General features: G+C 34.5%; 15 protein-coding genes and 1 tRNA gene. 8 read left to right on the top strand and 8 right to left on the bottom strand.

Annotated features, from left to right (window positions below; all coding sequences use genetic code 11):
- Positions 1 to 339: 339 nt before the first annotated feature.
- On the top strand, positions 340 to 807 hold the full coding sequence (gene rnhA / locus BA1379B_RS04430; RefSeq protein ID WP_078692429.1) for a ribonuclease HI: 468 nt from the start codon (positions 340 to 342) through the stop codon (positions 805 to 807).
- Between the two features lie 33 nt (positions 808 to 840).
- Here the strand turns inward: rnhA and BA1379B_RS04425 are convergent, their stop codons facing one another.
- Positions 841 to 1695, bottom strand: coding sequence for a protein-disulfide reductase DsbD domain-containing protein (locus tag BA1379B_RS04425; protein ID WP_078673908.1), 855 nt, complete (start codon positions 1693 to 1695; stop codon positions 841 to 843).
- Positions 1696 to 1765: 70 nt separating this feature from the next.
- Between BA1379B_RS04425 and BA1379B_RS04420 the strand changes: the two genes are divergently transcribed.
- Positions 1766 to 2350, top strand: a complete 585-nt coding sequence (locus tag BA1379B_RS04420; protein ID WP_035006991.1) for a YqgE/AlgH family protein — start codon at positions 1766 to 1768, stop codon at positions 2348 to 2350.
- A 21-nt stretch (positions 2351 to 2371) separates the two neighbouring features.
- Here BA1379B_RS04420 and BA1379B_RS04415 read toward each other — a convergent pair whose 3' ends face one another.
- The 3 genes from BA1379B_RS04415 to BA1379B_RS04405 all read right to left on the bottom strand — a co-directional run bounded on the left by BA1379B_RS04415 (position 2372) and on the right by BA1379B_RS04405 (position 8547).
- Positions 2372 to 5254: an EAL domain-containing protein gene (locus tag BA1379B_RS04415; RefSeq protein ID WP_078692428.1), complete on the bottom strand. Its 2883-nt coding sequence runs from the start codon at positions 5252 to 5254 to the stop codon at positions 2372 to 2374.
- A 452-nt stretch (positions 5255 to 5706) separates the two neighbouring features.
- Entirely contained in the window at positions 5707 to 6990 is a 1284-nt protein-coding gene (locus tag BA1379B_RS04410; protein ID WP_078673906.1) for a M16 family metallopeptidase, read from the bottom strand.
- Between the two features lie 861 nt (positions 6991 to 7851).
- Positions 7852 to 8547, bottom strand: coding sequence for an HAD family hydrolase (locus BA1379B_RS04405; RefSeq protein ID WP_078692427.1), 696 nt, complete (start codon positions 8545 to 8547; stop codon positions 7852 to 7854).
- A gap of 295 nt (positions 8548 to 8842) precedes the next feature.
- Here BA1379B_RS04405 and BA1379B_RS04400 point away from each other — a divergent pair, with 295 nt between their 5' ends.
- Entirely contained in the window at positions 8843 to 9979 is a 1137-nt protein-coding gene (locus tag BA1379B_RS04400; protein ID WP_078692426.1) for a site-specific DNA-methyltransferase, read from the top strand.
- Between the two features lie 66 nt (positions 9980 to 10045).
- Here BA1379B_RS04400 and mutY read toward each other — a convergent pair whose 3' ends face one another.
- Complete coding sequence (gene mutY, locus BA1379B_RS04395; protein ID WP_035006999.1) at positions 10046 to 11104, bottom strand: A/G-specific adenine glycosylase; 1059 nt, start codon at positions 11102 to 11104, stop codon at positions 10046 to 10048.
- A gap of 201 nt (positions 11105 to 11305) precedes the next feature.
- Here mutY and BA1379B_RS04390 point away from each other — a divergent pair, with 201 nt between their 5' ends.
- The 3 genes from BA1379B_RS04390 to ppdK all read left to right on the top strand — a co-directional run bounded on the left by BA1379B_RS04390 (position 11306) and on the right by ppdK (position 15408).
- On the top strand, positions 11306 to 11800 hold the full coding sequence (locus BA1379B_RS04390; RefSeq protein WP_035007000.1) for a DUF721 domain-containing protein: 495 nt from the start codon (positions 11306 to 11308) through the stop codon (positions 11798 to 11800).
- Positions 11801 to 11889: 89 nt separating this feature from the next.
- Entirely contained in the window at positions 11890 to 12540 is a 651-nt protein-coding gene (locus BA1379B_RS04385; protein ID WP_078674111.1) for a DsbA family protein, read from the top strand.
- A 195-nt stretch (positions 12541 to 12735) separates the two neighbouring features.
- A complete protein-coding gene (ppdK, locus tag BA1379B_RS04380; protein WP_078692425.1) occupies positions 12736 to 15408 on the top strand; it encodes a pyruvate, phosphate dikinase in 2673 nt (890 codons plus the stop codon).
- 605 nt (positions 15409 to 16013) lie between these two features.
- Here ppdK and BA1379B_RS04375 read toward each other — a convergent pair.
- Positions 16014 to 16088 (bottom strand) — tRNA-Gln (locus tag BA1379B_RS04375).
- 502 nt (positions 16089 to 16590) lie between these two features.
- Positions 16591 to 17385, bottom strand: coding sequence for a DUF1499 domain-containing protein (locus BA1379B_RS04370; RefSeq protein ID WP_035007003.1), 795 nt, complete (start codon positions 17383 to 17385; stop codon positions 16591 to 16593).
- Positions 17386 to 17777: 392 nt separating this feature from the next.
- On the opposite strand from BA1379B_RS04370, the gene BA1379B_RS04365 reads away from it, so the two are divergent.
- Positions 17778 to 18893, top strand: a complete 1116-nt coding sequence (locus BA1379B_RS04365; protein ID WP_078692424.1) for an outer membrane protein — start codon at positions 17778 to 17780, stop codon at positions 18891 to 18893.
- A 2249-nt stretch (positions 18894 to 21142) separates the two neighbouring features.
- Positions 21143 to 21745, top strand: coding sequence for a superoxide dismutase (locus tag BA1379B_RS04360; protein WP_078692423.1), 603 nt, complete (start codon positions 21143 to 21145; stop codon positions 21743 to 21745).
- Positions 21746 to 21826: 81 nt separating this feature from the next.
- Here the strand turns inward: BA1379B_RS04360 and BA1379B_RS04355 are convergent, their stop codons facing one another.
- Positions 21827 to 23920: a S9 family peptidase gene (locus BA1379B_RS04355; RefSeq protein ID WP_078692422.1), complete on the bottom strand. Its 2094-nt coding sequence runs from the start codon at positions 23918 to 23920 to the stop codon at positions 21827 to 21829.
- Positions 23921 to 24006 lie beyond the last annotated feature (86 nt).

Below are 24006 nucleotides of genomic sequence, written 5' to 3'. Positions count from 1 at the left end.
CAAGCATTTTTTAGAAAAAAATTTATCTTTTATATATCTCTGTACAGCATTTATATCCGATATAGCCTTTCTTGTTATAAGAATTGTTTTAAAAGGTAATAATATTATAATTTGTTGTATTGGAAAGGAGATATAGTTTTGCAATTTTAATGTATGTTATTGCTGCTTGATAGGTTATGACGTAATGTGGCTTTATGCTTTTTACTTATACCTTTCTAAAATTAACGAGATGAATTTCTTGATAGTTTTGTTCTTCAAAAAAATCATTAAAATATTGGTTTGAACTTTATTTTTGCAGTAATGTGAACTTGTTGGCTGAGATAGAGTTTTGTTTTTGTTATGTTAAATCGAAAAAAAGTTGTTGAAATTTATACAGATGGTGCTTGTTCAGGAAATCCTGGTTTGGGAGGATGGGGAGCAATTTTACGCTGGAATGGTCATGAACGTGAGCTTTATGGTGGAGAAGTATATACGACCAATAATCAGATGGAACTTATGGCGGCGATTCGCGCGTTAAATGCTCTGAAGGAATCATGTTTGGTTGATCTTTATACGGATTCAGCTTATGTGCGTAACGGGATTTCTACCTGGGTTGAGAGATGGAAAAAAAATAATTGGCGTACTGCATCGAAAAATCCTGTTAAAAATATAGAGTTATGGCAAGCCCTTGACTATGCTTGTTCTCAACATGATATCAGATGGCACTGGATAAAAGGACACGCAGGTCATCCAGATAATGAGCGCGCAGACGCACTCGCACGTAAAGCAATTACTGAATATCGTGAAAATGGCTGTTTTTCGATATAATTTTTTATCTCATGGAATGACAGTACGGTTTGATTATGTGTTTATTGCAAATGTTCCACTGAAGGCATGATCTTGGTAAGAAATAGTATAAAAAACTGTTTCATTTAATTCATCTGAATCAAAATATATTGGAGCACTGAAGACCGTATATCCCTGGTGATCGCTTATTTTTTTTGCTGGTCCAATCTGCATTGTTTTTCCATCTAAAAAGAGAGCAGAAGGTGTGATTATTTTATTATTTTTTATTTTTATTAAGAGGGTATTTCCATTTTTTTCAGCATGTATTTTAAATGCATTATCGGCTGTACGGGGTAAAGCATCTTGGGCTTTTTTTAATAAGGATAGAGAAAGAGATGTATTATTTTGAGTCGATGAGGAAAAATTAAAATCGATAGTAAAGGGGATACAAATTTCATTACACATTCCAAGGGTTAAAGAACCACTTAGATTTTCATCTGAACCAGAGATATTAAAGGGTAGTACGACTTTATTTTTATAACCTAATGACCAATCATTTTCTGTTGTATAGAGTTGTGGTGTAGGATAAAAAATTTCATAAGAGACTTGTTGGTTGAAATTAAAAAAGGGTGCCATCCCCGAATTTCCGGGATTTCGCCAATAGGTTTTCCATTTTGGTTTTAACGTAATTTCAATAATGCCGCTTTTTGTCTCAGAAAGAGAAGATGAAGTTATAGCTAATCTAGCATAGCCACCCTCTGATTCATGCCAAGGTGTTGCAATAAGATGTGGTTTTTGTTCTGCTTGAGAATTAACAAGAAAGTAGAAAAATCCTAAAAATACAAATATTATTTTCAAAATTAATAAGAGATTTTTCTGAAAACGATTTGGAATTTTTTGTAAATTTTGAAATATTTGCAATTTTTTCATTTGATCTTTATTCTCTACTGATACTGACTTAATTGAAGTCAAAAAATTGAATTATGGAGGCTATCAAATTATGAAACAGCATGAAGGGTTTCTAAATGGACAGTTGCTCATAGCAATGCCTGGAATGAATGACAAGCGCTTTGTTCGTTCTGTTATCTACATTTGTGCCCATTCTAATGCTGGTGCTATGGGAATTATTCTTAATCAGTTACATGATATTAATTTTCCTGAACTTTTGCTTCAACTGGGTGTAATTAACCAAAATCAAAAAAATTATCTTTCCGAGCCAATAAAAAAATTTCCAATACGCTGTGGTGGACCTATTGATACGTCTCGTGGTTTTGTACTGCATTCAGATGATTATGCTTGTGAAGCAACTATCTCTGTTACAGACAAAATTTGTCTTACTACAACCCTTGGTGTATTAAAAGCCATGAGTTGTGAGAGGGGGCCTGAACATGCTCTTATAGCTTTGGGGTATGCCGGATGGAAAGCAGGACAGCTTGAAACAGAGATTTATGCAAATGGTTGGTTGATTAGTCCTACATCTCCTAGCTTTCTTTTTGAAAGTGATATCAGTAGTAAGTATGATGAAAGCCTTATTCGCATGGGAATTAGTCCAACTTCTCTTATTTCTAAACCAGGTCATGCATAGTCATTCATTTTGTAACATTTCTTAATTATAGGTATGAGAGAAGTGGTTTTGAACAAGAGCAATCAATTCTTCAACAGCAATTGGTTTAGTGACGGTCGTACTTTGAACATACTTACAACCTTCTTGTCGTAAGAAAATAGCTTCTTTTTCATTTTCTACGCCTTCTGCTATGATTTGTAAATTAAGATCAGTAGCCATTCTGATAATTGATTTAAGTACAAGTTTTTTCTTATGTGAATCGATAGAGATAAGTGAACGATCTAATTTAACCATGTCGAATGGATAACGGACAAGATATGTAAGTGATGAATAACCTGTTCCAAAATTATCTAATGCTAGATTCATTCCTAGTGCTTTAATCTCTTCAAAAAAATGAGCTGATTGTTCAGGATTTTTTCTTAAAACAAGCTCAGATATTTCTATCATCAATCGTCCTTTACTAACCGGATTGCGAAGAAGAGCAGAGCGTATTTGACGTATACAATCAGGATGAATCATTTCTGCACTTGGCAAATTGATAGAGATAAAGAAAGGATGTTTAGCACATTTTTCTTGTATATTTATAAGATCTACGAGCGCGCGATCAACGATGAATTGTACTAAATCCATAATGAGTTGTTCACTTTCTACGATTTTAATAAAATCGTGGATATTTAAATTTCCATGATTGGGGTGTTGCCATTCTACGATTGTTTCAAAACCAATAATGTTTCCATCTGATAAATTAAGAATAGGGTGATAGAGGATTTTTATTTCATTACGTTCGATAGCATGATGAATGTCTTTTTTGATATTGTTATGTTCGAGATCTAAAGTACGAAAACTCGGGCGGAAAGGTTCAATGTGATTACCACCCATTTGTTTTGCATGGATCATTGCTAGTTCACTGTCATTGAAAATATTTTGAGCAGTTGATTTGTTATCACTCCATGTAGCCAGGCCAATGGATGTGGAAAGCGTTATAGTTTTTTCTTCAAGAGTAATGGGTGCTGAAATTGTTTTGAGCAGATGATTTGCGAACATTGCAATTTTTTGGGGTTCTGTTTCGCTGAGTAAAATAATTGCAAAACGATCTGCGGAAAGGCGTGATAAGGTGTCTTGCAGGTTAATAAGGCGGCTTAAACGACGTGCAATTATCAAGAGGACTGTGTCCCCAACCGCTATACCTAGTTTATGATTAATTTGACGAAAATTATCAAAATCAATCATAAAAATTGTTGGTTTAATTTTTATATTTGCTTTAGCTAAAGAGCTATAATTTTGTAATCTATCGAGGAAAATTTGTTGGTTAGGAAGACCGGTTAAGCTGTCATGAATTGCATCGTGTAGTAAACGTTCTTCGGCTTTTTTGTGATTGGTAATATTGAGAATGCTTCCGATAACACGGGTAATTTTTCCGTCTTTTTGGATAGCTGGGCGTGCACGGAGAGAAAACCAATGATAATGACCACCACCGGAGGAGATCCGAAAAATCTGATCAATCCGTCCTGTTTTATTTTCAAGAATGATATTTAAAACAGCCTGAAAGCGTTCGCGATCATCATAATGCAAGGCTAAAATCCAGTCGTTCATAGTACCGTTGAGTTTGCGGGCGTGCTTACCAAAAAGGCTTGTCATATCTGGGTGAACAACAATCCGGTCACGCTCGACATTCCAGTCCCAAATAATACTTCCAGCTCCTCTAGCTGCCAGAACTTGTCGTTCGAGATCGGAAAAAATGCCCTCATGGAAAGCATCATTAGAAAACGTTTGTTGCATGACAAGAAAGCTGATAAGAAGAACAATCAGCACCAGTCCTCCAGCTAGAGCTTGTGGAACAATATCATTATCTAAATATCCTATTATGCATGCATAAGCTTCAAGAGACCAAAAGCTAATTAACAACCATGTTGGAATAAGCATGATTGCACGGTCATATTTACGGATTGAAAAATAGCTGATCAATATAATACCAAGTATGGTTGTAAGTCCAAATGATAAGCGAGCAATTCCAGCTGCTCTAGTAGGATCATAAATAGCAAATGCTCCTAGTCCGCAGAAAGATATAATCCATATAATTGCACCATAGCTAAAGTGATAATGCCAACGATTAAGGCAAAGATAAGTAAACAGAAAAGTAAAGAGTGTTGCAGCAAGTGCAACTTCTGTACCAGCACGCCAAATTGGTTCTGTTATTGGTGTAATTGCAAAGAGTTTATTCCAAAAATTGAAATCAATACCAATGTAAAAAAGAACAGCCCAAGCAACAGCAGCTGTTGCAGGGAAAAGACTTGTTCCACGAACGACAAATAAAATAGTTAATAGGAGCGCTAAAAGTCCTGATATACCAAGAAGAATGCCATGATAAAGTGTATAAGAATTAATGGTATCTTTGTAAGCTTCAGGTTGCCATAAGTAGATCTGTGGTAGATTTTTAGAGCTTAATTCTGCAACAAATGTAATCACAGTGTTAGGATTAAGAGTGATACGAAAAATATCTGCATTTGCATTCGTTTGACGATCAAGAGAAAAACCTGCACTTGGAGTTATAGATTGGATCCGTACTGATCCAAGATCCGGCCAAAGAAAACCTGAATGAGCCATACGATAATGGGGAACAACAATTAGACGGTCAATTTGTTCATCTGTTGGATTTGCAAGGGAAAATACTGCCCAGTTTCCAGAAAAATTTTCACTTTTTGCTTGTACTTCAATACGCCATATAATACCATCTGGCCCTGGTGCTGTGCTGGTTTGGAAGATAGGGTTATTGGTGTGATGAATTTCAATAGCTTTGGACAAATCAAGAGCTATATCCTGAGGAGAAATTTTGATTGGTTCGATTGCTTGTACTGATGAAAGGCATACAAAAAGACTAATGATTATGACAAGAACGGTATTGATTATTTTACCAAAACTCTTCACGTTGCCTCACTCTCAGTATTTGAAGCTCTTGAATTTCAAACGAGACTTTCGAGAAAATTCTTCCACTTGATTAGTTGTTATTTTTATAAAGAGCGGTTGTCATTATTCTTTTGAAAAAATCACACAGATTTTATACAAAAAATAGATCAGATATCTGCTCGTACTAATGAGTCTCAAAATTAACGGAATTTTGTCCTTTTTAAAAGGAAAAATTCAGCTATTTAACCATTTATTATTAGATTTTACGCAATATACTCTTGTTGGTTAAGTTATCTATGTGGAGTATTCATTAGCCAGTTTTGCTCGCTTTTTTGATAAAACTTATTTAATCTAATAAGAAAAATTTTTGTGATAATTTTCATTAAAGATATGTGGGGATAGGGTTTTAAAGTAATTTGTGCATATCAAATTATCATTTTATCTAATTTATGAAGGTGTATTCTTTATTTCTTTTAGAGAAGAGAGTTCATATTAGGTGAAAGAGTTGATACTAAATCGTTAAAATTCATGAGCGGTTCAATAGGTCCAACAGCTGCTAAAGTTGGCTTAGAATTGATAAAAAGATGTTTAGCTAGATCAGTGAGTTGTTCTAAGGTAATAAGTTCTACACATTCAGTCATTTCAGAGATTGGAATTGGTCTACCATAAAGGAGCATTTGGCGAGCGATAAGATGTGCTTGACTAGATGGATTTTCTTGTGACATTGTAAGATTAGCGCGATATTGTGCCTGCGCTCGTTGAAGTTCATTTATATGAATATTTTTGCTTATTTTACAGAGCTCATCAAGAGTAACTGGTAGAAGTGTTTCTAATCCTTCTTGTCCGGTAGCAGCATGAAGACCGAAGAGCCCAGTATCTGAAAATCCCCAATGGAAAGCATAAATAGAATAGCATAATCCGCGTTTTTCTCTTATTTCTTGGAATAAGCGTGATGACATACCGCCTCCAAGAATGATTGAAAGAATCTGAGCCGCATAAAAATCATGCGCATGATATGGGCGTCCTTCAAAACCAAGTACAACTTGCGTATCCATTAGATCACGATATTCGCGAAAGTCACCACCGGTATAATTAGCAAGATTAACTAAAGGAGCTGTTGAATGGGGTTGGAAAGTGCCAAGACAACTTTCCACTTGGCGCAAAAAACTTTCATGTTCTACAGATCCTGCAGCAACTACGATCATGCGGTCTGCACTATATTGTTGTTTCATAAAATTGTGAAGATCAGCTGATGTAAATGATTGAACCGTTTTCTGTGTTCCTAAAATAGAACGACCAAGAGATTGATGACGAAAGGCGGTTTCAGTAAAATAGTCAAAAACGATATCATCAGGAACATCACAAGTAGCGCCAATTTCTTGGAAAACGACTTGTTTTTCACGTTCTAATTCATCTTCGTCAAATTTTGAACATGTCATAATATCGGCTAGAATATCAATAGCAAGGGGAATATCTTTTTTAAGAACACGTGCAAAATAGGCAGTTGTTTCAATACTTGTGGTAGCATTGATCTCTCCACCAACATCTTCAATATCAGTTGCGATTTGAAAAGCTGTACGGTTTTCTGTTCCTTTGAAAGCCATATGTTCAAGTAGATGCGCAATGCCATGTTGTGTAAAGGTTTCGTTACGTGAACCAACTTTAACCCATATTCCAAGCGCTACACTTTCAATTTGTGGCATTTTATGTGTGGCGATAGTCAAACCATTACTGAGGCGGCTGATATCTACACCCATGTATTATTACTCCATTTAATCAACCAAATACACAATATAACGGCATTGGAATGTTTTTGCCTTAAATAAATGCAGCTAGCTATAATAAGATGCACGCGATTTTAAAGAAAATAGTCTTTTACTATTTTTTCCATTATTAGCAATGATTTGTAAAGTGCCTTCCATAATTTATGAGATTTTCTAGAAAAATTAGTCATGGTAGATGAATAAGACTAACGTAATATTAGATGATTGAGGAATGTGAGCGGTAGTAAGAGTAATCATCATGAAAGATATGTGATTATTTATTGTGATGAGCGATTTTGAGTGCAATTTCTGTATGTAGATTAGTGAGATAACCGCTGTCTTGAGACACGCTATCAATTATCAGGTAGTTTTGTGAATATGATTTGTTTTGTTAAAGGATAGAGAAAAATATTTTTGAGTCATTTTTTATTATTTTGGAAACGGCTTAATTCAAGATTGTAATATCAATAATCTTGGAAGTCTAAATTAATTTAAATTTTTGGCTTTCAAGTTAATAGATGTTCAAAATTAGAAAAAAATCAATTTTCATCGATATAGAGAATGATATTATATTGCTTATAGGTGTTTTTCATAGATGCTACTGATCACTATTCATGCAAGGATATTAATAATGTTCATTGCAATGATTAATTCCTCTATGAATTATTCGTATCAATTTATCTTTTATTTTGATAGTTTTCATTTTTTAGTTTGTATGACTTTACCCTTTTATGATGATAGGATGCTCTTAAATTTTACGACTAGATCCTAGTTTTTAATAGTAATTCTTAAATTTTTTAGTCAAAAATTACTGAGAGAGTATATGAGCTAATATATGTTGGAGATATCTTTTTATTATTGTGAATCTTTCCATATTTTCATTGCTTCTAAGGTTTCCGGTAAATGCGCATGTTTTGTAATAACCGTTTCAGCGCCAGCTTCTATAAGAGCATTAGAGTGGCCAAGATAACTGTGGGAGCCTCCAGTAAAGCCGATAACACGCATTCCTGCAGAAGTAGCAGCGTGTACACCATGAATAGAATCTTCTACAACAATAGTATTTTCTGGTTGTACACGTAATTCTTGTGCTGCAAAGAGAAAGACATCAGGTGCAGGTTTTGGTTTTTTTGTTCCAACTTCGAGTGCAGAAAATATTTTGTTATCAAAAAAGTGATAGAGTTTAACAGTGTTAAGCATATCTTTTATATCTGCACTCCTTGCATTTGAGCAAATACAATACGGATAATGAGGTTTAATAATTTCTATTACCTCTTTGACACCATTAATAATACGTAATTCAGTTTTCATTCGTATGCGAAACAGATGTGCCATTCTATCTATGAAATTAGCAGAAATTGGTTTTTTAATTTCTTGTTCAACTTTTTTTAGAATGTCTTGAAAAATAAGTCCTGAATAGCGTTCGCTTAGTTTTTCAGGTGATATTTTATATCCGATTTCTTTAAGCAATTGTGATCCAATTTTTGCTACAAGATATTCAGAATCTACTAAAACTCCATCACAATCAAAAATAATAAGATCAATTTGTAGCATAAGATATTCCTTATTATAATGGGCTTAAGAATTTTTATAAAATGATATTGAAAGGCTTTCGTTTTATAAAGATATATTTTGAAAGATTGTTTTCATTAGTTTGATAATATGAACAATATAATACAAAGGAGTAAAATAAAGATTTATCAATATTAAATTATTTTTCTTGCATTGAATAAAATAAATTTAAATTAGCTTAACGATACGTTTACTCTATTTTGTGAAGATAGACGACGATTAGATTAATTAATCATTTTAATTATAGATCATTTCCGTTCGTATTGTTGAGTTTTTTATGACAATTGTTCAGCTACAAAAAAATCAGGCTTGTACTTCTTCACAGACGCAGTGGCGTAATAAAATCTTTAAAGGAGATTGTGTTGCAGTACTAGAAAAACTTCCTAAACATTCTGTTGATGTAATTTTTGCAGATCCTCCTTATAATTTGCAATTAGAGAGTGTCTTGTATCGTCCAGATTACTCACGCGTTGATGCAGTTGATGACGCATGGGACCAGTTTGAAAGTTTTGCTGCTTATGATGCTTTTACACGTGCATGGTTGCTTGCATGTCGTCGTGTATTAAAACCTAATGGGACAATTTGGGTTATTGGATCTTACCATAATATTTTTCGAGTTGGTACAGCATTACAGGATTTGGGTTTTTGGATGCTTAATGATATTATTTGGCGAAAAAATAATCCTATGCCGAATTTTCGAGGGCGTCGCTTTCAAAATGCTCACGAAACGCTTATTTGGGCTGTTCGAGATCAAAAAGATAAAAAATATACATTTAATTATGATGCTTTAAAAGCTGCCAATGAAGATAGACAAATGCGTTCAGATTGGTTGTTTCCTCTCTGTACAGGTGCTGAGCGCTTAAAAGATAAAATAGGACGTAAATTACATCCAACACAAAAGCCTCAATCTTTACTGGCCCGTATCATTATGGCTTCTAGCAAACCTGGTGATGTTATTCTTGATCCATTTTTTGGTTCGGGAACAACAGGTGCTGTTGCCAAACTTTTAGGTCGTGATTTTGTAGGAATTGAACGCGAGCAACATTATATTGATGCAGCTTCCGAGAGAATTGCTGCAGTTAAACCTTTAGCTAAATCAGAATTAGAAATTTTAAAAACAAAAAAGGCAGAACCACGCATAGCATTTTCTAGCTTGCTGGATGCAGGATTGCTTTATCCTGGAAGTATCCTTTATGATAAGAAGAAAGAAGTATCTGCTCTTGTCAGAGCTGATGGAACTATTATGTATGATGGTGAAGCAGGATCTATTCATATGATAGGAAGAAAGGCTCAGGCTTCGCAAAGTTGTAATGGTTGGACATTTTGGTATTATGAAGAAAATGGTCTCTTGAAATCGATAGATAGTTTAAGAATGATGATACGCTCACAGATGTTGAAAGCTAATACTATATAAGTTGCATTGATGTTAATCGTGGATAAAGTATTAGTGTAGTCAATTCTTATTTGGCAGAGGGAGAAGTTATTTGAATTTAAAAGGAGAAGAAATAGCTATAGCAATGGCTTTTTTCATAACGGTAGGAAGTGCTTCTTCGGTAAGATGATGGATATCGCACCACCAACCATTTTTAAGTTTTATTCCGCGAATATTATCTGCACAGTAGACGTTAAGTTTTAAAGAAAAATGAGTAAAAATATGCGTAATTTCTCCCTTAAGTTTCCAATTAGCCGAACAAGGGGCATTTTGCAGTCCATTTTCTTCATTTATTCCAATGTTATTAGGAATTTGGGTCATGCCGTTGAGTAATTTTGTATGCTGTCGTTTTTCTAAGTAAATTTGTTTATTTTCATTGAGTATTACAAAAGCAGCACCAGTTTTTAAAGGGCGTTCTTTTTTAGGTGCTTTTACTGGAAAAGCTTCTGCTGCCTGCATTTTCATTGCTGTGCACAAATTTTGAAGAGGGCAGAGTAAGCAAGACGGCTTACGGGGCGTGCAAATTGTTGAACCTAAATCCATCATAGCTTGAGCAAAATCACCAGGACGTTTTACATCTGTAATTTCTAGTGTTTTTTCTTTAATTTCAGATTTTGCTTTAGGCAATATTGAAGTAATGGCAAATAAGCGTGTTATAATACGTTCGACATTACTATCAACGACAGCTACAGGATGACCAAAGGCAATTGCAGCAATAGCTGCTGCAGTATAGTCTCCAATACCCGGTAAAGTGCGTAATATTTCTACTGACTGTGGAAATTTACCTCTATGATTTTTAACAAGTTGAGTAGCACAATTTTTAAGATTGCGTGCACGTGAATAATAACCAAGACCCGCCCATGCTTTCATGATATCATCTTGTGATGCTTGTGATAAAGAGAAGAGATCAGGCCAAAGTTTTAGAAATTTTTTAAAGTAAGGTTTAACAGCTTCAACTGTTGTTTGTTGGAGCATGATTTCAGATAACCAAATTTGATAAGGATCAGGGTAAATGCCTTTTATTTGTTTTGTAGGGGGCGTACGCCATGGTAAATGGCGATAATTTTGATCATACCAAGAAAGGAGAAGTGAAGAAATTTCATACATCGTTGTTTTTAATCATAAACAAGTCTAAAATACAAAAAAAGCGTATATTTTGCAATTTATAGTTTGTTTTTAATGATTAATGATAAAAATTCTAGTTCATTACATGGAGTTTCTTAAGGTGTATTTGTGATTAATTTTTAAAGTAGTGGTTTTAAATGTCGAAAAGAAAATGATTGTGATTTAATAATAGTCTAGGATGGAATGCGCAAAAAAACACAAAAATACCATTTTTATTCTCTTTCTGAAATGGTATCTGAAATGCTTGATCCGATTTTACGCAAAAGGACAGGACTTAATATAGCGCTCATAGAACATTGGTCACAGATTGTAGGCCAGGATGTTGGCGAACATACAATGCCAATCAAAATTATTTGGAAATATCGTGCAGATCAAAATGATACATTTCATCCGGGGACACTTGTGGTTGCCTGTGAAGGATTTACTACGCTAAAGTTAATGCATGAAACAGATGAATTGATTCAAAGAATTAATAGTTTCTTTGGATATATTGCTATTGACCGAATCAAAATTGAACAAAAGCAAATATCAGTTTTCACTGATCGTGCGGAAGTAGAATTATTTCCAGATGAAAAAAATCAAAGACGCTTAAAAAAAATGCTTGAAGAGATTGAAGATAAAAGCTTACATCAATCACTTTATAAACTTGGATGTTGCATTTTTATGGAAAAAAAATAATAAAGAAGGAAAAGCGTGTTATATTTCTTTCCCTTAATGAAGAGGTATTAAATTTTTATTTGTTGAAGTCAAACAGAAAAGTGTTATTTATGATTAATTATCGTTTCATCGTATCTTTCGTAGTCATTTTTATTTGGGGTATAACTGCACAGGTCTGTGCAACAACAACTTTAGTGAGTAAAGCTAAGCCAGTAGCAACTGTTGATATGGTTGAGCTCCTTAAATCAGGTAAAGTTAAAGATAAAGTTGAGGGTGAAGATAATGCTCCTGTGACTATTATTGAATATGCTTCACTTACATGCGCTTTTTGTGCTGATTTTTACAATGTTATACTTCCTGAACTTCGTAAAAAATACATCAAAACAGGTAAAGTAAAACTTATTTTTCGCGATTTTGCTTACGATCCTCGGGCGACAGCGGGTTTTATGTTGGCTAGGTGTGCTCCAGAAGAGCGTTATTTTCCTTTGATAGAAATTTTGTTTCAAAAACAATCCGAGTGGGCTATTGCACCAGATGCTTTAGAGCCATTGAAAAAAATTGCCTTTATGGCCGGTTTTAACGATGAAAGCTTTAATGCATGTTTAAAAAATCAATCTATTTTAAATGAAGTGAATGCATCTTTTGAACGTGGAAAAGAGCTTGGTGTTACAGCAACGCCAACCTTCTTTATTAACGGTAAAAAGTATGAAGGTGCTATGTCAACGGAAGATTTCTTTTCAGTAATTGATAGTTTTCTTTAACAACATACATTGTTTCCGAAAATGAAGATTGGTAATTATGATTGTTGGTCTTCTTGTTGGAGGAGAATGCTTTCATACCTTACTATAAGGCAGTATTTTATTTGGCTTCGTTAATTTTAAAATCGAAAGGCTATTTTTAATGATTAGCTTCGGTCAAGTAATATTGTAATACTGATAATTGAGCGGATTTGTACGATGGCAAAATGGGTTTATAGTTTTGGTAATGGTAAAGCAGAAGGAAGTGCGAGCGAATGTAATCTGCTTGGTGGTAAGGGGGCTAGCTTAGCAGAAATGAGTAATCTTGGTTTACCTGTCCCTCCTGGATTTACTCTTACAACAGAAGTTTGCAGCTTTTATTATACTCATGATCGAACATATCCAAAAGAGTTGCAGGAGGATGTTAGACAAGCACTCCGACGTGTTGGAGAACAGACAGGACGCGAATTTGCTCATAAACAAATGCCGCTTTTGCTGTCTGTTCGTTCAGGAGCTCGGGCTTCTATGCCAGGGATGATGGATACAGTGCTTAATCTTGGTATGAATGACGATACTGTAAAAGCAATTGCTGTACAAGCTGATAATGAGTGCTTTGCTTATGATAGTTATCGTCGTTTTATCCAAATGTATTCTAATGTTGTTTTGGGGGTAGATCATTCCCATTTTGAGGAGATTCTTGATGACGTAAAAGCACGTAATGGTTATAGCGTTGATACAGAAATGACAGCAGCTGATTGGAAAAATATTATTGTTCTTTATAAAGCATGTGTTGAAGAAAAGTTAGGAGAACCCTTTCCACAAGATCCTGAGAAACAATTATGGGGTGCAATTGGAGCGGTTTTTTCAAGTTGGATGACAGCGCGTGCAGTTACTTATCGTCGTTTACATAATATTCCTGAAAGTTGGGGAACAGCAGTTAATGTGCAGGCTATGGTGTTTGGCAATATGGGTGAAGATTCAGCAACAGGTGTTGCTTTTACACGTAATCCATCGACAGGGAAAAAAGAACTCTATGGTGAGTTTTTAGTCAATGCACAAGGGGAAGATGTTGTAGCAGGTATTCGTACACCTCAGAATATTACCGAAGTTGCTCGTATTGCAGCTGGTTCAAATAAGCCATCATTAGAAAAAATTATGCCAGAGGCTTTTTCAAAATTGTGTCAGATGGCGTATAAGCTTGAACAGCATTATCGAGATATGCAAGATCTAGAGTTTACAATTGAAAAGGGTAAATTGTGGATGTTGCAGACTCGTTCAGGAAAACGAACGGCACGTGCAGCTTTAAAGATAGCCGTTGAGATGGTTGAGGAAGGATTGATAAGTTGCGAAGAAGCGGTAATGCGGATTGAACCAAAATCACTTGATCAGCTTTTACATCCTATGCTTGATCCCAAAGCAAAGCGATGTGTTATAGCCCGTGGTTTACCTGCTTCCCCGGGAGCGGCTACTGGTGAAATTGTTTTTACTTCTGAAGAAGCAGAAAGAGCCTCAATAGAGGGACGAAAAGTTATTTTAGTTCGTGTAGAGACAAGTCCAGAAGATCTTCATGGTATGCATGCTGCAGAAGGAATTTTAACGACACGAGGTGGAATGACAAGTCATGCTGCTGTTGTCGCTCGTGGTATGGGAAAACCTTGTGTTTCTGGTGCAAGCAGTGTGCGGATTGATTATAAAACGAATACAATGGTTGCCTCAGGTCAGAGCTTTCAAAAAGGCGATATTATTACGATAGATGGTGGAGTAGGGGAAGTTTTAAAAGGAAAGGTTGCAATGTTGCAGCCCGAACTTTGTGGAGATTTTGCTAAATTAATGGAATGGGCTGATGGAATGCGGCGAATGAAGGTTCGCGCTAACGCTGAAACAGTGACTGATGCAAATATGGGGCGTTCTTTTGGAGCTGAAGGTATTGGTCTTTGTCGTACGGAGCACATGTTCTTTACTGGTGATCGTATTGTTGCTATGCGTGAAATGATTTTAAGTAATGATGAAGATGGACGTCGCAACGCGTTGGATAAGCTTTTGCCAATGCAACGATCAGATTTTACTGAATTGTTTGAAATTATGTCTGGTTTACCTGTAACTATCCGTTTTTTAGATCCTCCTTTACATGAGTTTTTGCCAAAAACAGATGCAGAAATTCTTAGTGTTGCAACGGCAATGGGCGTTTCTTCTGAACTACTTATAGAACGTGTGCACCAATTGCATGAATTTAATCCCATGCTTGGATTACGAGGATGTCGCTTAATCATTACTTATCCTGAAATTGCTGAAATGCAAGCGCGAGCAGTTTTTGAAGCAGTAGTAGAATCAGCTAAGAAGACAGGATCTCCTGTCATTCCTGAGATTATGGTACCACTTGTGGCTCTTAAGTCTGAATTGGATTTTGTTAAAGCGCGTATTGATTATGTCGCTGGTGAAGTGATGAAGGAAAAGAATGTTAATATTCAATACATAGTTGGGACAATGATTGAATTGCCAAGAGCTGCTCTTCGAGCGGGTGAAATTGCAGAAACTGCAGAATTTTTTTCATTTGGAACAAATGATTTGACGCAAACTACTTTTGGTATTTCACGTGATGATGCCGCACCGTTTTTGTCTACTTATTTGCAAAAAGGACTTTTGGAAAAAGATCCTTTTGTATCGATTGATAACGATGGGGTAGGAGAGCTGATCGCTATTGCTTCACAACGTGGGCGTTCTCAGCGCGGGAAAATTAAACTGGGTATTTGTGGTGAACATGGAGGTGATCCTCATTCTATCGCCTTGTGTGAAGAAAATGATCTAGATTATATTTCATGCTCCCCTTTTCGGGTACCGGTTGCACGTTTAGCAGCAGCACAGTCAGCAATTGTCAAAAAAACTTTGAGTTGAGGTGATACAATCGATTATTGAGTAAAGCTCATGTCTCTGTTGTATAAAGTTTCTTTTACTACGATTGTTTATATTCACTTTTGATTTTCCATGTTTTATCGATATTGTTGATAGTAACTTGATCGATTTTAAGCAGTGGTTTCATTCTAAAAACGAGCAGATTTTTTATAAACAACTCATGAGGGACTATAAATTTATACCATTTAAAATTTACTCAAACTAATTATTATAAAAATAAGTTTCACCCTTTTTGACCTTGTATTCGAGTGATAGTGTTATTTCCTTCAATAATTTCGTCTGGAATAGATATAAGCTTTTATAAATTGGCTGGGGCGAACTTTACTCTAAATTCTTGATTGAATATCATAAACTTTTTTTCATATAAAACTATAAGGTATTAGCTTTGCTATCAGCAAGTTCATATGATTTAAATAAAGTGCACTAGGTGTCTTCAATAATCTTATTGATTAGTTTTTATATTTATATTTGTATCGTATATGATTATGCAATCAGCTAGAAGTTGTAAAAAAATGCAACGGAAATCAGCAATCGAATTGTAAAGAATCAAAATCTGAATTTTCAAATATAAATATTTTAGGAAAAATTGGCTGGGGTACCTGGATTCGAACCAGGGAATGCCGGTACCAAAAACCGGTGCCTTACCGCTTGGCTATACCCCAAAAGATAAAATAATTACGCTAGCGTTCGCGCCTTATAACGATTTTTACAACTGTACGCAATATGCGAAAGCAGAAGTACTCACTTTTTCTGCTTATAAAAGCTTAATTCTGTCATTATATCATAAAATATATTACTAGCTTTTAAGAAAATGACACTAAAAAACTAATTTGATGTATATTTATAAATATCACATTCTCCTTACAGTCATGATTTTAATACCCAGTATCTATTAATAGTATAAAATTCATAGATATCTATGTTTGCGAGCATATACAAATCAAAAAAATATCGTATTTTTCAAGAATTAAAACATCGTAAAAATCGATAAAAACACCATTGCGGTAATTATAATTATAGAAATTATTCAATTGTAAAGCTTATAAAATAATTTATCACGACATGAATTTAAAATTGTAGAAAATATCCCAATTATCTATCTTTCCTTATTCTTATATCAAAATAATAAAAAATAATTATTTGCTTTGAAAATTTAGCCATATCTTATAATTTTAATTCATCGTTTGAAGAAAAAGGAATAGAAGCTATTTCTGTATCAAGTGCGTCCATAAAAGCGATGATGAAAGCAGCATTTGTACCAAAATCTCTTGGCAGATGACGCGAAGTGGCACGCATATCAACAAAAGTTGTATTCCCTTCATCTGTTAAGCGAATTACAATATCGGAAACGAAATTTAGGCAAATAGTTTTTGCTATTGTTGCAATATAAAATTCGTTATCTTCGTTCTTGATATTTTGTTGCGCCAGTACCGGCCAGCCACGAGCTGCTAGGACATTAAAAACTGATTTACGAATATGATCAGGTGAGCCGTCATAACGACGTCCCGACATTTCTGGCCATTGTGACATTTGTACTTTAGCTTGTTTACTCAAATCATTTTTGAAAGGAAAAGAATTACTGGGACGTAGAGTACGGAAAAAAACTGGTGGTTTCTGTGTATCAGTAGAAACGTCATAAATAGCTGGCAAGGCAAACCACCATCCAGTAGATAGTATCAGCGGTGTGGCAGTGATTAACGAAAAAATGATACCTTTCAGCGCTTTCATTCCACCTCGGGTACCATATGTCCATAAACTATAGAGCGCTTTGATAGCAAGAAAAAGAGAGAGGAAAATACAACAAGCAGAAAGGATTATCAAAACGATAAAATCACTTATACGAAGCATAGAATAGCGTTGTAAAAGTGTTGAGAATAATAAAATAAGAAATGCCAATCCACTGAAACGAGGAGACCAGACCGCTGCCCTTGAGGTGAGCGAAACATATTCCTTTTTCATGAAACATTTTTCCCCAAAAAGTACTCTAAACAAAATCTTCTTCAGATTTTATGTTTAATGATATAGGTAAATAAAGCACTCACTTTTGAAATCAAGAGCACTTTAAGCGATATACATTTTCAGTAGTTAAAGCTAATTTATTTTTCTGAATAATGATCGATTTGTTTTTAAATAGAGTCATCTCTTATTTATGAATTGCCAGATAAATGAGTACTTAGGCTTCGTAAAAAAATCAATGAAAGTACTTTGATTTTAATAGGGAATTTATGTTTGATCAAAATATTTTATAAACAAAAGAAGTATATTTGCAATCATGTTATTTTTATTATGGACTTTTAAAGCTAATAGTAATATATCATAGCGTGTTTTATAAAATTTGAGGTTTTGTGTATATGAACATAAGATATTTAATAACAGTCTCTGTTTTAAGTTTGAATTTGCCTTTTGGAGCGCAGGCTAGCGATACTGCAGTTCCTTCAGGTTTGAAATCAATTGCTTCTCCTTTTTATTCTTGGGATGGTTTTTATCTTGGAGGACAGGTGGGCAGCTTTTCTAGTTCTATGTCTTTGTTGCATAATAATACTGATAAAACTGACAAGCGGAATTTTAAAGATGTATTTTCATCTGAAGTTTCTGGGATTACGGGTGGTTTTTATGCAGGTGTGAACTTTGAGTATAGTAATCGCTTTGTTTTAGGCGTTGATACAGACATTGTTTTCTCTAATAAAAAGGCTGAAAAAGTTTTTGTTGACGAAAAATTTGAAAATCTTGTTCGGTCACAAGATTCAATACAGCAAGCGACACAGCAATCCACACGGCAAAGATCAAGTGAACCTCGGATGATGATAATTCGTAACAAGGATGGTTCGCAGATAGTAAGTAGTAGCAGTGGGGATCGTAGCGGAGCAGATCCACTTATAAGAACGGTGCTAACTTATCCAAATGAGGGAAGAACAGTAGTGTATGATGGAGATGCTGCACTGCGAGTCGGAGTCCCCGGAAGTAGTGGTGGGCAACCATTAGTAACATCATGGGTAACTTATCCAAGTTTGGGAAAAACAGTGGTGTATGATGGAGAACAAACAGGGGGTGATTCCTCTAGTGCTTCTTCTGCAGGTATATTGCCATTGCCTTTTGAAGTGTATACTCATACTTTAAAACGGAAATGGCTTGGTGCTACGCGGATGCGTTTAGGTTTGTCGGCTGGTCGTGTTATGCCTTATATTGCTGGTGGTATTGCTTATGCGAAGGTTCAGTTTATTTCTTCAAAAACAGTTAATATAGGTGCAAGTAAAAACACTATTCCTATGAGTTCGCTCGATAGTGCCGAAGTAGAAGTAATGGTTGGTTATACTCTTGGTGGTGGTTTTGATTTTGCGATGACTGATCGTATTTTGCTACGCGCAGAGTATCGTTACTCAGATTTTGGTGCAGAGAAATTCAAAAAAGTAGACCTAAAATACTATAAGGTTAATGATTTTCGTATTGGTTTAGCTTATAAATTTTAATTTGTTGAAGCATAAAACTACTTAGAAGTTATATTTTTGCGATATGGAAACTCTCTTTATCAGGTTTCTAATAATAAAAAATATAATGCAATAAAGTGTTATAATGTACAGATTTGCTATTCTGATATAGACAGTTTTAGAGGTCTGTCTAGTGTAGGATCGTTAATTTTTAGGATACAATAAGCTTATAAATAAAGCTTATTGTATCCTATTTGTTTATATTATTTGTAGATTAACATATTCAATTTAAAACTGGATCTGTAAATATTAACAATGAGTGTTTCATAATTTAAATAAATTTAAAAAATGAAATTTTTGTATTTTTACTGTTATTATAGATAAAAAAAATACAAGAATGATTTTAAAAATGTAAGTTTTTATTAAATTTCGGCTGATTTATGAGAAGTGTATCTATATTTTTAGATGTGGAGATATGAGCTCTTTGAATAAGAAAAAAAGATAAAGAGTTTGGAAGCTTTGATTTTTTATTTCTTATATTTTTGTTCTTGATTTGATCTATTCTTGCAGTAATTATCTGAAATATTCTCAAGTGATAGGGGGATAAGAATATATTGATGCGGAAATCGGGTTATTTTTTTGTGCTTACTATCAAAAGAGAATAATAGATTTTAGTTTATGCAATTTGGTTTCAGGATGCAAACTGTTATGGTTTAGTTATGGTAATAGCAGGTAGGAGAGGGTTGTAGCAGAGTTTTTAGTGGAAGGTATCCCATTTTATACCGATATTAAAGGTGGTTTACCTAGGATAGCAAAAGCTGTGGTAATGAATGACAAAATAAAAAGATAAATCTGTTTAAATTGGTCTAAAAACGATAGAAATGAGCAATAATCTCTTTATTTTCTTGGATTTATAGTGAGAACAAGAGCACCCGATTTGTACAACAATGGCAGATATGAGACTACTGTTTTTATTGCGTTGATTTAATGAATCCTAGTACATACAGGAAGGTGTACTAAGTATTGTCTTGTGTATTTCTGCTGATGAAGTTTTTGTCTTATTGGCTTGAAAGATCTGCAATCTATACTTGTTTATAGCGCAGATTGTTTTTTTTCAGTTGTTAGCTCGTTATGGAAATTATCTACATTATTCGTTGGAGCCATAAATGACAGCGTTTTATTTTAGAAATGCAGGGTAGAAATTACTTTTTGGGTGAATCTATTCTAGAATTTTCTAATATTATGCGTATGCCAATTCGTGAACAGGAAGTCTTAATATTGCAGCAGAAGATAAATAATGTCTTATTCCAAATTTTATTCAATATTTCTTTATGGTTATTGTCAAAACTTTTTGAATAATTTGCAGAAATTGGTGATCTAGAAAAATTGTATTTAATTTTTCTTTGAGTGAAGACATTTAAGTTATTAATAGTGAAGAAAATTGAATAGGTTTTTTGTTTAATTTTTTCAAAAGGCGTTGTGATTTAATTTATTTTACAGAATTCACTGATATTCTAGAAATTATTTTAACTTAGCTTGGGAATTGTCTTCAGTATGTACTTATATTTCATGTGAAGTTAAGCCAGTTAAGAATGCTTCCTCATCTTTTTGTGCTAATCCGTAGTTCGATATAATGAAGGTAATAGGATAGTTTTATAGGAGAAGCGCTTATTTAATTTAGAAAAAGGAGCAGTTCCATCGGTTGTGCAACGTATATTAATTCATTTTTCATATTCATAAAGTGGGCTAGTAATACAGAAAAAAGTGAGACATTTATTGCTTCTAGTTCTATTTGGAATCAGTATGAATAGGGTATCCATTATGATTCAGCTTATGAGATATGATTAAGATTTAGAGAGAAGAAAACTTTAATTCCTAAAAGTAGTCATTAGCAATCTATTTTGGATGCTGTAATAAAGTAATTCCGAGTTCAATGATAAAAACACACTAGGAAGAGTTTTGGTAAAGGCAGGTACAGAATATTTGCATGGGATGTTAGACAATATTTTACGGTCGAAAACGTAAGATTGAGAGCTGTTAATTATTCTTCTTTTTATCATTTAAAAGTAATTTAATATTTTGGGCGCTGAGTGAATTAGGAATATTTGTCAGAATATGATTGTATTCAAGGTAGTATTTTGACGAGTGATCAGATATCTTTAAAAAATTATTATAATGTATATTATTCAATTGATATCAAACATTATTCGATATTTGCTCTTAAAAAATATTATAAGTATCAAATTAGATTTGGGAGTGAGATTAATAATTAGAATCGAGGAGATTTTTAAATGACTTTTGAATTAGTTGAGTTACCTTATGATTATGATGACCTTTCGCCTTATATGTCACGCGAGACACTTGAATATCATCATGATAAACACCACCTTGCTTATCTGACAAACACTAATAATTTTGTAAAAGATTTAGGCTTAGGGAATAAGAATCTTACAGATCTTGTTAAAGAAAGCTTTGGAAAAAATCCTGGTTTATTTAATAACGCAGCTCAGTATTATAATCACAACCATTTTTGGCATTGGATGAAAAAAGGTGGAGGGGGACAAAAGCTTCCTGCAAAATTAGCCAAAGCTATCGAGTCTGATCTAGGTGGTTATGATAAATTCCGTGCAGATTTTATGGCAGCTGGCGTTGCTCAATTTGGGTCTGGTTGGGCGTGGGTTGCTCTTAAAGATGGTAAATTAGAAATTATGAAAACACCCAATGGTGAGAATCCTTTAATTCATAATGCGCAACCTATTTTAGGCGTTGATGTGTGGGAGCACTCCTATTATATTGATTACCGTAATGCTCGTCCAAAATATTTAGAGGCATTTGTGGATCATTTAATTAATTGGGATTATGTTTTAGAACTTTATGAAAGCTATGGGTTATAGAAGGAGTGTATAATCCATTATTATTAATAAAGGCTTCAAATTTATAATTTCTGAAGCCTTTTACAGGGTAAAATATTGAAGTTAGCAGTTGTTTTTTCCTACTATTTTTAGAATGTATGCATATATATATGCAATTTCTTCTAATTTTGCAAAACGCCCAGCTGCGCCGGCATGACCTGTATCCATATTGATACGCAATAAAACTGCATTATCATCTGTTTTTAAATCACGTAATTTCGCTACCCATTTTGCTGGTTCCCAGTACGTTACACGAGGGTCTGTTAATCCTGCAATAGCAAGAATAGGAGGATATTGTTGAGCCTTGATATTATCATAGGGCGAATAGGAGGCAATAAGATTGTAATCTTCTTCAGATTCAAGAGGATTACCCCATTCTGGCCATTCTGGGGGGGTTAGGGGCAACGAAGCATCAAGCATTGTTGTGAGGACATCAACAAAAGGAACGTTTGCAATAATACCAGCAAAATCTTGTGGGGCTATATTGGCTATAGCACCCATTAACATTCCTCCTGCTGAGCCGCCATAGGCAATTAGCCGATCATGAGAAGTGAATTTATGATTGACGAGATGACGTCCACAAGCAATAAAGTCGTTAAATGTATTTTTTTTAAAGAAATGTTTTCCTTTTTCGTACCATTCCGTTCCTTTTTCTTTTCCTCCGCGAATATGGGCGATAGAATAAATAAAGCCTCTATTGACTAGCGAAAGTATATTGCTATTGAAATTTGCAGGAATAGAGATCCCATATGCACCATAGCCGTAAAGGAGGCAAGGCGCTTTACCATTAAGATCGGTGGTTTTATGATAAAAAAGGGAGATAGGGATTTTTTCTCCATCATGTGCAGTTGCCATAATACGTTGTATTATATAATTATCTTGATTATGCCCAGAAGGAATTTTTTGCGTTTTTAAAAGGATTTTCTTGCGACTTGTTATTTCATAATCAAAAATCTGATTAGGAGTTGTCATAGATGAATAAGAAAATCGAATAGTTTGGCTGTTGTATTCTGCTGCACCTTGCAAATCTAAAGAATAAGCTTCCTCTGTAAAGGCAATGGAGTGCGTCTGTTTAGTGGCACGATCCATGATTTGTATACGAGGAAGTCCTTCAAATTGTTCAAGCCAAATGAGAAATTCTTGATAGGCGTCATGGAATAGGATGAGACGCCCAAGTTGATGTGGTACAATCTCAGACCAGTGTTCTGATTGCGGTGATATACATGGTGCTACCATAATTTTAAAGTCTTTTGCATTATCTCGATTGGTGAGAATGTAAAAGACATCATCTCCTTCTGTGAGTGAGTATTCAATGCCTTTTTCTCTTTTTCGCACACATTGGGGAGATGTGAAGGGAGCATTGGCAGGAATAAGCCAGATTTCTGATGTTTCATGATCATGAATATTGATATAAATAAAGTCATTCAGCTTAGAACCGCTTACATGTAAAAAAAAGCCAGGATCATTTTCACAAAAAATGAGCTTATCTTGAGCTTGATCGGTATTTAATCGGTGATAGTAAAGCTCTGATGGGCGATGATTCTTATCCATTTTAGTATAAAAAAAGCCTTCAGAATTTGCATCCCACACGATTTGTTCAGATATGTCAGTGATTGTGTCAGTATAGTGAGGTAGTACTTTAAAATTATGAATTTTAGCTGTGTAATATTCAGAACCTTTATCATCGTAAGTCCATGCAGCATATGCATGATTAGGAGATATTTGGACTGAACCAAGTTTAAAATAATCTTTACCGTTGGCCAAAACATCACCATTAAGGTAAACGTCTTTTTCTCCACCATTTCTTGGTGTACGAAAATAATGTGGTTGTTGGCCTCCGATCACATAAGAAAAACCATAGGAAAAAGGACCATGTTTTATAGGAACAGAACTGTCATTTTCTTGAATACGGCTTTTCATTTCTGAAAAAAGTAAATCTTGTAATGATTTTGTATCAGCCATTTGATCTGCCTGATAGGCGTTTTCTGTTTCAAGATGGTGTCGGATATTTTTGTCAAGACAGCTGGTTTTTTTTAAAACATCTTGCCAGTTTGAGGCACGCAGCCAATGATAAGGATCTTCGCGGTAAATACCGTGATGAATTTCTTTATGAATAATTTGGGGTGCTTTTGGAGGGAGTATAGACGAACGAGTCATGCATAATCCTATAAAAGGAGTGAAGATTTTCTATGTGTTAAATCAAAGTTATTGAAGTAATTAAATTCCATGCCTAATAGGCCATT

It is taken from the genome of Bartonella sp. A1379B, from assembly GCF_002022485.1.
In the GTDB taxonomy this organism is placed as follows: domain Bacteria; phylum Pseudomonadota; class Alphaproteobacteria; order Rhizobiales; family Rhizobiaceae; genus Bartonella; species Bartonella rochalimae.
Note: the sequence above shows the minus strand (reverse complement) of the source record. Positions and strands in the feature narration are given on the sequence as shown.

Coding starts and splice junctions, on each gene's coding strand:
- BA1379B_RS04370 (WP_035007003.1), bottom strand. CDS start 17,385: ATGAAAAAGGAATATGTTTCGCTCACCTCAAGGGCAGCGGTCTGGTCT.
- BA1379B_RS04385 (WP_078674111.1), top strand. CDS start 11,890: ATGATTAATTATCGTTTCATCGTATCTTTCGTAGTCATTTTTATTTGG.
- mutY (WP_035006999.1), bottom strand. CDS start 11,104: ATGTATGAAATTTCTTCACTTCTCCTTTCTTGGTATGATCAAAATTAT.
- BA1379B_RS04390 (WP_035007000.1), top strand. CDS start 11,306: ATGCGCAAAAAAACACAAAAATACCATTTTTATTCTCTTTCTGAAATG.
- BA1379B_RS04425 (WP_078673908.1), bottom strand. CDS start 1,695: ATGAAAAAATTGCAAATATTTCAAAATTTACAAAAAATTCCAAATCGT.
- BA1379B_RS04420 (WP_035006991.1), top strand. CDS start 1,766: ATGAAACAGCATGAAGGGTTTCTAAATGGACAGTTGCTCATAGCAATG.
- BA1379B_RS04405 (WP_078692427.1), bottom strand. CDS start 8,547: ATGCTACAAATTGATCTTATTATTTTTGATTGTGATGGAGTTTTAGTA.
- ppdK (WP_078692425.1), top strand. CDS start 12,736: ATGGCAAAATGGGTTTATAGTTTTGGTAATGGTAAAGCAGAAGGAAGT.
- BA1379B_RS04360 (WP_078692423.1), top strand. CDS start 21,143: ATGACTTTTGAATTAGTTGAGTTACCTTATGATTATGATGACCTTTCG.
- BA1379B_RS04365 (WP_078692424.1), top strand. CDS start 17,778: ATGAACATAAGATATTTAATAACAGTCTCTGTTTTAAGTTTGAATTTG.
- BA1379B_RS04400 (WP_078692426.1), top strand. CDS start 8,843: ATGACAATTGTTCAGCTACAAAAAAATCAGGCTTGTACTTCTTCACAG.
- BA1379B_RS04410 (WP_078673906.1), bottom strand. CDS start 6,990: ATGGGTGTAGATATCAGCCGCCTCAGTAATGGTTTGACTATCGCCACA.
- rnhA (WP_078692429.1), top strand. CDS start 340: ATGTTAAATCGAAAAAAAGTTGTTGAAATTTATACAGATGGTGCTTGT.
- BA1379B_RS04355 (WP_078692422.1), bottom strand. CDS start 23,920: ATGACTCGTTCGTCTATACTCCCTCCAAAAGCACCCCAAATTATTCAT.